The 10491-nt window shown below is 70.3% G+C and carries 8 protein-coding genes; 5 read left to right on the plus strand and 3 right to left on the minus strand.

Annotation, left to right across the window (positions count from 1 at the left end; genetic code table 11):
- Nucleotides 1-42 precede the first annotated feature (42 nt).
- Together OG385_RS25915 and OG385_RS25920 are read left to right on the plus strand one after the other, a co-directional pair.
- Nucleotides 43-2019, plus strand: a complete 1977-nt coding sequence (locus OG385_RS25915; RefSeq protein WP_266858116.1) for a TerD family protein — start codon at nucleotides 43-45, stop codon at nucleotides 2017-2019.
- Nucleotides 2020-2311: 292 nt separating this feature from the next.
- Nucleotides 2312-3301: a TerC/Alx family metal homeostasis membrane protein gene (locus OG385_RS25920; RefSeq protein ID WP_266858117.1), complete on the plus strand. Its 990-nt coding sequence runs from the start codon at nucleotides 2312-2314 to the stop codon at nucleotides 3299-3301.
- 54 nt (nucleotides 3302-3355) lie between these two features.
- Here the strand turns inward: OG385_RS25920 and OG385_RS25925 are convergent, their stop codons facing one another.
- Together OG385_RS25925 and OG385_RS25930 are read right to left on the minus strand one after the other, a co-directional pair.
- Nucleotides 3356-4012: an MBL fold metallo-hydrolase gene (locus OG385_RS25925; protein ID WP_266858118.1), complete on the minus strand. Its 657-nt coding sequence runs from the start codon at nucleotides 4010-4012 to the stop codon at nucleotides 3356-3358.
- Between the two features lie 75 nt (nucleotides 4013-4087).
- Nucleotides 4088-4711, minus strand: a complete 624-nt coding sequence (locus OG385_RS25930; protein ID WP_266858119.1) for a maleylpyruvate isomerase family mycothiol-dependent enzyme — start codon at nucleotides 4709-4711, stop codon at nucleotides 4088-4090.
- A gap of 188 nt (nucleotides 4712-4899) precedes the next feature.
- Here OG385_RS25930 and uvrA point away from each other — a divergent pair, with 188 nt between their 5' ends.
- Together uvrA and OG385_RS25940 are read left to right on the plus strand one after the other, a co-directional pair.
- On the plus strand, nucleotides 4900-7905 hold the full coding sequence (uvrA, locus tag OG385_RS25935; RefSeq protein ID WP_266858120.1) for an excinuclease ABC subunit UvrA: 3006 nt from the start codon (nucleotides 4900-4902) through the stop codon (nucleotides 7903-7905).
- A 139-nt stretch (nucleotides 7906-8044) separates the two neighbouring features.
- Nucleotides 8045-8887 (plus strand): alpha/beta fold hydrolase, encoded by an 843-nt coding sequence (locus OG385_RS25940; protein ID WP_266858121.1) that lies wholly within the window; start codon nucleotides 8045-8047, stop codon nucleotides 8885-8887.
- A gap of 137 nt (nucleotides 8888-9024) precedes the next feature.
- On the opposite strand, the gene OG385_RS25945 is transcribed toward OG385_RS25940, so the two are convergent.
- Complete coding sequence (locus tag OG385_RS25945; RefSeq protein ID WP_266858122.1) at nucleotides 9025-9942, minus strand: carbohydrate kinase; 918 nt, start codon at nucleotides 9940-9942, stop codon at nucleotides 9025-9027.
- A 123-nt stretch (nucleotides 9943-10065) separates the two neighbouring features.
- On the opposite strand from OG385_RS25945, the gene OG385_RS25950 reads away from it, so the two are divergent.
- A complete protein-coding gene (locus OG385_RS25950) occupies nucleotides 10066-10491 on the plus strand; it encodes a Rieske (2Fe-2S) protein (RefSeq protein ID WP_266858123.1) in 426 nt (141 codons plus the stop codon).

Raw genomic sequence — 10491 nt, forward strand, 5'->3', positions numbered from 1 at the left:
CAAGCTGACGACCGAGTGCAACGCGACGAGGGGACACGCGCGATGACGGCCGAGCTGGTCCGGGGGCAGAACCATCCCCTGCCCGTGGCCCGACTGGAAATCCGGGTGTCGGCAGGGAAGCCGGTCCTGGCCGGTGCCACGCTCAGCGACGAGCAGGGCCGGGTCCGCGGCGCGGAGTGGGTGGCCCATCCCGGATCTCCGCAGCTGCCCGGCCTCGAAGTGTCCCGGCAGGCGGCGGCGGACCACCGGCTCGCGGTGGACCTGGAAGCACTGCCGGAGGCCGTGCACCGGGTGAACGTCCTGCTGGCTCTGCCCACCGGCCCCGGCGGCCCCAGCTCGTTCGCCTCCGTCGCCGCACCCTTCACCGCTGTCACCGGGCCGGCCGGTGCGGAGGTCGTCAGCTACACCATCACCGGACTGGGCGCCGAGTCGGCAGTCGTCGCCCTGGAGCTCTACTGCAGACAGGGAGCCTGGAAGGTCCGTGCCGTCGGCCAGGGGTACGCGGGCGGCCTTGCCGATCTGCTCGGTGACCAGGGGCTGCCGGGCGCCCGGGACCTCGCGGACGCGATCCAGGCCGCAGCCGTCGGCAGCGCGGCCCGCTCGGTGGCCCCGCCGTGCACCGCGCAGGCCCCGCCGCATACCGTGCCGGGCGGCGATGTGCGTCCCGGCCCGGGCTTCGGTGACCGTCCCGAGGAACGTGCCACCACCCCCGTGCCACAGTCCCCGCGACCGGTGCCGGGCGAGGGACCGGGCGTTCCCGGAGCCGGCGGGCGCCCCGAGGGCGGCCCGGTCGACTACACGCATCCGCGCCGGCAGCGCGCCGCGCCTCCGACGCCGCCCCCGGCTGTGCCCGGCCCCCGGCCCGGCGAGCAGCACCGGCCCGTCGCGGGCGACGCCACCGGCTGGTCCATGGAGGAGCGTCTGTACAACCAGGTCCGGGGCATGTTCGAGGACCTGGCCCGGGCGGCCGCCGCGTACCGCAGCGCTGTCGATTTCGCCGACTCGCGTCTGGAACGCGAGATCGACGAGGCGCTCTCCGACCCGCGCAGCCGTACCGGTTCCGCAGGTGCCGAAGCCCGGAGACAGGCGCAGGAGAAGCGGGACGGGCTGGCAGCTCGGGCACGAGAGGTGCTCGACCGGGACCTCGACCAGCTCGTCGCCGAGTCCGAGGTGGTCGAGCCGGCCCTGGCCCCGGCCTTCGCCCGCTGGGACCACCCCGTCTGGCACGGGTACCGCGTCCCGGCCGAGGCTCCGCTCGCGCTGCGCGCCGGTGATCTGCACCTTCCGGTCCGTCCCGGGCTGCGCATCCCGATGCTGGTGCGGCTGCCACTTGAGCGCGGCCTCTGGGTCGACAGCGGCCGTACCGGATCCGGGGCGGAGCTGGACTCCGCCGGGCTGCGCACCCGCGCCATGGACACCGCCGTCGCCCACGCCGCTCGCCTGCTCGCCGTCCACCCGGCGGGGGAGTTCACCGTGCAGGTGATCGATCCGGCGGGCTCGGGCGCAGGACCGCTGGCTCCGCTGACCGCCTCCGGAGTGCTCGACGCACCGCCGGCGACCGGCGCGCAGGGGGTGGCTGCCGTACTGGCGCGCCTGGTGCAGCGGGTGGATCTGGTGCAGATGGCGGTGCGCGGAGGTGCGGCCGACTCCCTCCCGCCGGATCTGGACCCGGCGGAGCAGCTGCTGATCGTCAACGACTTCCCGCACGGTTTCGATGACCGCGCCCTCACACACCTGCGCTACCTGGCCGACGAGGGGCCCTCCGTCGGTGTCCATCTGCTGATGGTCGCCGACCGGGAGGACGCACGGGAGTACGGTCCGGTGCTCGACCCGCTATGGCGTTCGCTGCTGCGCATCACCCCGGTCCCGGACGACCACATAGCCGACCCCTGGGTCGGGCATGCCTGGACGTACGAACCGTCGCTGCCGCCACCGGGCAGTGAGGTGCTGCGGAACGTGCTCGACCAGGTCGCCGCGGCCCGCCGAGTCTGGCCCCGACCGGTTCCCCCAGCCCCTTGAGGTGCCTTCAGGCCCTTCCGGTCCTCCCGGATCGCTGCCGTCTCCGTACCTCTCTGCACTCTTGACCTGCGTGCTTGGATTATTCTTTACCAAGCTCTTTACCTTCCCTTGGTGTTCCCTGTACTGTTCTTGGTGCGGAGGGGAGTACTCCCCAAGTGCGGCGCACCCGTCAGTACGGACCTGTCAGGTCCCGGGGCGCCGGCCCGATGAGCCGGTCCGTCCGGCGCGGGTGGAAGAGACCTCCGGCAGCGACGACGCTGATCAAGTAGCCGTAGCAAACGCCGGAGGCGTAATGGACGTGTCACTGACCCTGTGGGCCCTGACCATTCTTGGCCTGGGCGCCCTGATCGCGGCCGACTTCGTGATCGGTCGCAAGCCCCATGACGTATCGGTCAAGGAGGCCGGTGTCTGGACCGTGGTCTGGATCGCCCTGGCCGCGCTCTTCGGCCTCGGCCTGCTGCTCTTCGGCGGCGGCCAGGCGTCCGGCGAGTTCTTCGCGGGCTTCATCACCGAGAAGTCGCTGAGCGTCGACAACCTCTTCGTCTTCATCCTGATCATGGCGAAGTTCTCGGTGCCGTCCCACCTGCAGCAGCGGGTGCTGCTGTTCGGTGTCCTGATAGCCCTGGTGCTGCGTGCGGTCTTCATCGCGGCGGGCGCGGCGATCATCGCCGGCTTCTCGTGGGTCTTCTTCCTCTTCGGTGCGTTCCTGATCTACACCGCCTGGAAGCTCATCAAGGAAGCGCGTTCGGGCGACGAGGAAGAGGAGTTCGAGGAGAACCGCCTCCTCAAGTCGGTCGAGCGGCGTTTCGGCGTGGCCGACCGCTACCACGGCACCAAGCTCTTCATCCAGCAGAACGGCAAGCGGATCATGACGCCGCTGATGGTCGTGATGCTCGCCATCGGCACCACCGACGTGCTGTTCGCGATGGACTCGATCCCCGCGATCTTCGGCCTCACCAAGGACCCGTACATCGTCTTCACGGCCAACGCCTTCGCCCTCATGGGGCTGCGCCAGCTGTACTTCCTCATAGGCGGCCTGCTGAAGAAGCTGGTGCACCTCAGCTACGGGCTGTCGGTCATCCTCGGCTTCATCGGCGTCAAGTTGCTGCTGCACGCGCTGCACGAGTCCGGGGTGCCCGTCCCGGAGATCTCCATCCCCGTCTCGCTGGCGGTCATCTGCGGCGTGCTGATCGTCACCACGGTCACCAGCCTCCTCGCCAGCAGGAAGCAAGCGGCAGCGGAGGCGGCCGGGGCGTCGGACAAGGACGGCATCGACGCCTGACGGCCGGTCGGCCCAGGGAGAAAAAGGGGGCAGGTCTACGGGTACGCCCGCGGCTCACCAGCCGCGGGCGCGCCACTCCGCGAGGTGTGGGCGCTCATTGCCCAGCGTGGTGTCGTGCCCGTGCCCCGGGTAGACCCAGCTCTCGTCGGACAGCCGGTCGAAGAGCTTCTCCTCGACACCGTCGAGCAGGCTGGTGAAGGCCTTCGGGTCGTCGAAGGTGTTCCCGACCCCGCCGGGGAAGAGGCAGTCGCCGGTGAAGACATGCGGGTGGCCGTGCGGGTCGTCGTAGATGAGTGCGATCGAGCCCGGGGTGTGGCCGATCAGCCGGCGGGCGCTGAGCTCGACCCGGCCCACCCAGATCCTGTCACCGTCCTCCACGGGGACGTCGGTGGCGACCGGGATGCCCCCGACGTCGTACCGCCCCGCGTAGGTGCGGGCGCCCGTCGCGTCCACCACGTCCTGCAAGGATTGCCAGTGGTCGCCGTGGCGGTGTGTGGTGACCACGGAGGCGATCGAGTCGTCCCCGATCAGTTGCAGCAGCGTCTCGGTGTCGTTGGCCGCGTCGATCAGCAGCTGCTCTCCGGACTCCCGGCAGCGCAGCAGATACGCGTTGTTGTTCATCGGGCCCACCGCGACCTTGGAGATCATCAGAGCTGTCAGCTCGTGTACGTCCGCCGGGCCGCCGACCTTCACCACTCCGCTGTACGTCATGGTGCCGAGTCTAGAGCGGCAGACCGGGCCGGGGGCGGGGGTGTTCGGTACGAAGTGCTGGTTCGGTACGGAGTACTAGAGCGACGGCAGTACCGGCAGCGCGCCGCCGCCGGGGACCGTCAGCCCCTTGCCGTCGCCGCGGCCCGACAGCCAGCCCAGCAGCGCGGTGGCGGGCCCTTCGACACCGGCCACTGCGGGATCGCCGGAGAAGCGGTCCCGCAGGAAGCCGATCTCCCGCCGGGTGAACTCCGCGGGAAGATCCGCCAGCTCGTAGCCGATGCCGAGATCGACGTGGTGCAGCTCGATCTCGGCCCACCGCCGGAAGGGGACGCGGGCGGCCGTGTCCGTGACGCCGTTGCGGAGGGTCACGGTGCGGGACCAGTCCGCGGGAAGTGCCGCGCGCTCACGGAGCCGGGCCGCGCTCTCGCGCAGGTCGGTCAGCTGTGCGGCGAGCGGGCGGTGAGCGTCGCGCTCGATGTCGGCGTCGCGGGCCTCGGCGGATGCGTACATCGGCAGACCGGCGAGAACATTTCCGATCGCGTCGGCGTTACGTGAGAGATGGGCGAGGACATGACCGCGGGACCAGCCGGGGAGCCGTGACGGTTCCGCGGCCGTGGCGTTGTCCAGTCCGGCAGCCGCGGCCAGGAGCCGTTCGGTCGCCTCGTCCAGGGATTCCAGGTCGCGCACGTGATCGATCATGCGGCTGACGATAGGCCCCTCCACTCCTTCGGGTGAAGCTCTTTACCGATGGCCGTAATTCGAATGCGCGTGCTATAGGCTCGTGAGAGACATCCAACAAGCCATCTTCAGACATCGCTGAGGCGCCCCCCATACCCTGGGGAGGGGGCTCCGCCCCTGCTTCTTCTCTCAGAAAGGTGCGGACCGGCGTGGCCGACCGTCTCATCGTTCGTGGCGCTCGCGAGCACAATCTCAAGAACGTCTCGATCGACCTCCCGCGTGACTCCCTGATCGTCTTCACCGGGCTCTCCGGATCGGGAAAGTCCTCCCTCGCGTTCGACACGATCTTCGCCGAGGGGCAGCGCCGCTATGTCGAGTCGCTCTCCTCGTACGCCCGGCAGTTCCTCGGGCAGATGGACAAGCCCGATGTGGACTTCATCGAGGGGCTGTCCCCCGCTGTTTCCATCGACCAGAAGTCGACCTCGCGCAACCCGCGCTCGACGGTCGGCACCATCACCGAGGTCTACGACTACCTGCGTCTGCTCTTCGCGCGCATCGGCAAGCCGCACTGCCCCCAGTGCGGCCGGCCCATCTCGCGCCAGTCCCCGCAGGCCATCGTCGACAAGGTCCTCGAACTGCCGGAGGGCAGCCGCTTCCAGGTGCTCTCGCCGCTCGTGCGGGAGCGCAAGGGCGAATTCGTCGACCTCTTCTCCGACCTCCAGACCAAGGGGTACAGCCGTGCCCGGGTGGACGGCGAGACGATCCAGCTCTCCGAGCCGCCCAAGCTGAAGAAGCAGGAGAAGCACACCATCGAGGTGGTCATCGACCGCCTCACGGTCAAGGACAGCGCCAAGCGTCGCCTCACCGACTCGGTGGAGACCGCGCTCGGGCTGGCCGGCGGCATGGTCATCCTGGACTTCGTCGATCTGCCCGCGGACGACCCCGAGCGTGAGCGGATGTACTCCGAGCACCTCTACTGCGCGTACGACGACCTGTCCTTCGAAGAGCTGGAGCCGCGCTCCTTCTCGTTCAACTCGCCCTTCGGCGCCTGCCCCGACTGCACCGGCATCGGGACGCGCATGGAGGTCGACCCCGAGCTGCTCATCCCGGACGAGGACAAGTCACTCGACGAGGGCGCGATCTCGCCGTGGTCGCACGGCCACACCAAGGAATACTTCGCACGGCTGGTCGGTGCGCTCTCCGAAGAGCTCGGATTCCGGACGGACATCCCCTGGGCCGGGCTGCCGCAGCGCGCCAAGAAGGCCCTGCTGAACGGCCACAAGACCCAGATCGAGGTCCGCTACCGCAACCGGTACGGGCGGGAGCGCGCCTACACGACCTCCTTCGAAGGCGTGGTGCCCTTCGTCAAGCGGCGGCACTCGGAGGCCGAGAGCGACTCCAGCAGGGAGCGCTTCGAGGGCTATATGCGCGAGGTGCCCTGCCCGACCTGTGAGGGCACCCGGCTGAAGCCGATCGTCCTCGCGGTCACCGTGATGGAGAAGTCCATCGCCGAGGTCGCCGCGATGTCGATCAGTGAGTGCGCGGACTTCCTGGGCCGGCTGAAGCTCAACGCCCGCGACAAGAAGATCGCCGAGCGGGTGCTCAAGGAGGTCAACGAACGGCTGAAGTTCCTGGTCGACGTCGGTCTCGACTACCTCTCGCTCAACCGCGCGGCGGGCACGCTCTCCGGCGGCGAGGCGCAGCGCATCAGGCTGGCGACGCAGATCGGTTCCGGTCTGGTCGGTGTGCTGTACGTGCTGGACGAGCCGTCCATCGGCCTGCACCAGCGCGACAACCACCGTCTCATCGAGACGCTCATCCGGCTGCGCGACATGGGCAACACCTTGATCGTCGTCGAACACGACGAGGACACCATCAAGGTCGCCGACTGGGTCGTGGACATCGGCCCCGGCGCGGGTGAGCACGGCGGCAAGGTCGTGCACTCCGGGTCGCTGAAGGACCTGCTCACCAACAAGGAGTCCCTGACCGGCCAGTACCTGGCGGGCAAGAAGGCCATCCCGATCCCGGACGTGCGCAGGCCCGTGGACCCGGGGCGGCGGCTGACGGTGCACGGTGCCCGGGAGAACAACCTCCAGGACATCGACGTGCCCTTCCCGCTCGGGGTGCTGACCGCGGTCACCGGTGTCTCGGGATCCGGCAAGTCGACCCTGGTCAACGACATCCTCTACACGCACCTGGCGCGTGAGCTCAACGGCGCGCGTACGGTGCCCGGCCGGCACACCCGGGTCGACGGCGACGACCTGGTCGACAAGGTCGTTCACGTCGACCAGTCGCCCATCGGCCGTACTCCCCGGTCCAACCCGGCGACGTACACCGGTGTCTTCGACCATGTGCGCAGGCTCTTCGCCGAGACGATGGAGGCCAAGGTCCGCGGGTACCTGCCGGGGCGCTTCTCCTTCAACGTCAAGGGCGGCCGCTGCGAGAACTGCTCGGGCGACGGCACGATCAAGATCGAGATGAACTTCCTGCCGGATGTGTACGTCCCGTGCGAGGTCTGCCACGGCGCGCGCTACAACCGGGAGACCCTTGAGGTCCACTACAAGGGCAAGTCCATCGCCGAGGTCCTGGACATGCCGATCGAAGAGGGCCTGGACTTCTTCGAGGCCGTCCCGACCATCGCGCGTCATCTGCGCACGCTCAACGAGGTGGGCCTCGGCTACGTCAGGCTCGGGCAGTCCGCGCCGACGCTGTCGGGCGGCGAGGCACAGCGGGTGAAGCTGGCGAGCGAGCTCCAGAAGCGCTCCACCGGCCGCACCGTCTATGTCCTGGACGAGCCGACGACGGGCCTCCACTTCGAGGACATCAGCAAGCTGATCAACGTGCTGTCGGGCCTGGTCGACAAGGGGAACACGGTGATCGTCATCGAGCACAACCTGGATGTCGTCAAGACGGCGGACTGGGTCATCGACATGGGGCCCGAGGGCGGCAACGGCGGAGGCCTGGTCATCGCGGAGGGCACCCCGGAGCAGGTCGCGGGGGTCCCGGCCAGCCACACCGGGAAGTTCCTCCGGGACATCCTGGACTCCGACCGGATCAGCGACGCGACTCCGGTCAGCAAGGCGCCGGCGAAGAAGGCCGCAGCGAAGGGGGCCGCAGTGAAGAAGGCAGCGGCCAAGAAGCCGGCAGCGGAGAAGGCAGCGCCGAAGAAGGCGGCCGCGAAGAAGACGACGCGTACACGCCGCGCCTCGTCGTGACTGTGCTGTCGATGCGGCGCAGTCCGTGCTGTGCTGTCCGAACCGGGCTGTCCGCGCGGTGCTTGTCCGCGCGGTGTTGTCCGTGACTCCGGCGGTGACGGGGGGCCGGCGCCCCTGACGGATGGGGGAGCGTGAGGCCTTGACGGAGGTACGGACCGACGACGGCGCACGGCTCTGGGCCGTGCGCCGGGGCCAGGGTCAGCCCGTGGTGTTCTGCCACGGCGGCCCCGGCCTGTGGGACACCCTGCAGGACGTGGCCGACCTGCTGCCCGGGTACGCCGTGCACCGCTGGGACCAGCGGGGCTGCGGCCGCTCGGGCCCGTCCGACGGCCCGTACACGGTGGCCCGCTCGGTCGCCGACCTCGAAGCAGTCCGCCGCCACTTCGACCTGGACCGGATGGCGCTGCTCGGCCACTCCTGGGGTGCTCAGCTGGCCCTGTGCTACGCGCTGGAGCACCCCGGCCGGGTCGGCGCACTCGTCTATGTCTCCGGCACCGGCATCGATCCGGTGGACACCTGGTATCCCGAGTTCGTCCGCGCGTTCCGCCGGGGCCTGGAAGCGGCACCGGAACCCCGGGGGGAGCTGGACGACCGCAGCAGTGTCGTACTGCGCTGGTCGGTGGAGTTCCAGGACCGGACCCGCGCGCACCGGCTCGCGGAGCGGATGGCCACCCCCTGGTACGGGGTCAACCTGGCCGCCAACGACACCATCAACGCGGAGAACCGATGGAGCTGGGGCACCCCCGCCCTGCGCGGACGCTGTGCGGAGCTGGACATCCCGGTACTGATCGTGGACGGGGACCGCGACCTCCGTCCGCGCTCGGCCGTGGACTCCCTGGCGAGCGCCCTGCCGCGGGCCGAGCGGGTCGTCCTGCGCGGTGCCGGGCACCTTCCCTGGGCCGAGGACCCGGCAGGCTTCCGGTCGGCGGTGACCGCCTTCCTGCTCAGGCAGCCGGGCCTGGCCCCTCCTGATCCGGACTGATCCGGACTGATCCGGACTGATCCGGCCTGATCCGAACGGCCTGACTCCAACGACTCCGGCCCAATCCCAACGACTCCGGCCCGGTCCTCACGCGGGCCCCGGCCCCCACACGGGCCCCGGTCCGAGGGTGCGAGTCCCTAGGTCAGCTCCCGCGCGTACGGCGGCTGGGCCCCCGTACGTGAGCAGGTCACCGCGGCCGCCCGGGCCGCGAAGCCCAGGACCTGGGCCCAGTCGTCGCCGGACAGCGCGCCCGTCGCCGCGGCCGACAGGGCGTCCCGCTCCGCAAGGCTGTGCAGCAGCGCGGCGTTGACCGTGTCACCCGCGCCGATCGTGTCCACCACATCGACCGCCGCACCGGGGACCGCGTACTCGCCGCCCGCCCTGGTCCGTACGGTCAGGCCGTCGCCGCCGTGCGTGACCACCACCGCCTGCGGCCCCGCGGCCAGCCACTCCTCCGGGGTGCCGCCGAGCCACTGGGCGTCCTCCTCCGACAGCTTCAGGAGGGTGACATCGGGCAGCCAGCCCCGGAACCGCTTCCGGTAGGCGTCCCCGTCCTGGATCAGCCCCGCCCTGATGTTCGGGTCGAGCAGGGTGAACACCCCGCGCGCCGATTCCCGCCGCAGCAGCGCCTCGTACGCACTCGCACCCGGTTCGAGGACCAGCGAACAGGTGCCCAGCGACAACGCCCGTACCTCGGCGGGCAGTTGCTCCGGGAGTTGGAAGAGCCGGTCCGCGCTGCCCTCGGCGTAGAAGCCGTATCCCGCGGAACCGTCGTCGCTCAGCGCCGCCACCGCGAGCGTCGTCGGCTCCGGTCCGCGCTGCACCAGCGAGAGGTCCACCCCGGCCGCCCGCAGCCCGCCGAGCAGCGCCTCGCCGAAGCCGTCGGTGGACACCCGCGAGCAGAAGCCCACCCGGGCACCGAGCCGCCCCAGGGCGACCGCCGTGTTGTAGGGCCCGCCGCCCAGCCGTGGCAGCAGTGCGGGCAGCGGCTCACCGGGCGCGGCGGCGTTCTGCGGCACCAGGTCGATCAGGGACTCTCCGGCGACGGTGATCACGGATCCCGAACGTAGCCGAAGTTCCCGGGCCCGTAAACGCCGCGAACACCCCGTGCGATGGCGGAGATCTCCACCGGTATGGTCGGTTCCGTCGCTGATGCCTGCTGAACAGTGGAGCCTCCCATGTCCGGTCTGCCCCCCGCTCGTCGTTCCGTCCTTATGGGGGCCGCCCTGGCGGGCGCCGCGGGGCTCGGGCTCACCGCCTGCTCCGGCGGGGGCGGTGGCACCTCGTCCGGGCCGGACAAGCCCGTCGACCTCGGCGCGGCGGACGCCGTGCCGGTCGGGGGAGTGAAGTACTACCGGGACCAGTTCCTGCTCGTGAGCCGGCCGAGCGCCGACGAGTACAAGGCGCTCTGGTCGCGGTGCACCCACCAGAACTGCCCCCTGCAGAAGATCGAGGGCAAGGTCGGCATCTGCCCCTGCCACGGCAGCCGCTTCGACGTCACGACGGGCAAGGTGCTGCAGGGCCCCGCCAGCCGCCCGCTCGCCGACGTACCGGTCAAGGTGGTGGGCGGAAAGCTGATCGCGGGCCCCGACAAGAAGGCCTGA

It is taken from the genome of Streptomyces sp. NBC_01306, from assembly GCF_026340465.1.
Taxonomy (GTDB): Bacteria; Actinomycetota; Actinomycetes; order Streptomycetales; family Streptomycetaceae; genus Streptomyces.

Excerpts from the sequence above, each read along its gene's own strand:
- OG385_RS25915 (WP_266858116.1), top strand. The coding sequence starts at position 43 with ATGACGGCCGAGCTGGTCCGGGGGCAGAACCATCCCCTGCCCGTGGCC.
- OG385_RS25920 (WP_266858117.1), top strand. The coding sequence starts at position 2,312 with ATGGACGTGTCACTGACCCTGTGGGCCCTGACCATTCTTGGCCTGGGC.
- OG385_RS25925 (WP_266858118.1), bottom strand. The coding sequence starts at position 4,012 with ATGACGTACAGCGGAGTGGTGAAGGTCGGCGGCCCGGCGGACGTACAC.
- OG385_RS25930 (WP_266858119.1), bottom strand. The coding sequence starts at position 4,711 with ATGATCGATCACGTGCGCGACCTGGAATCCCTGGACGAGGCGACCGAA.
- OG385_RS25950 (WP_266858123.1), top strand. The coding sequence starts at position 10,066 with ATGTCCGGTCTGCCCCCCGCTCGTCGTTCCGTCCTTATGGGGGCCGCC.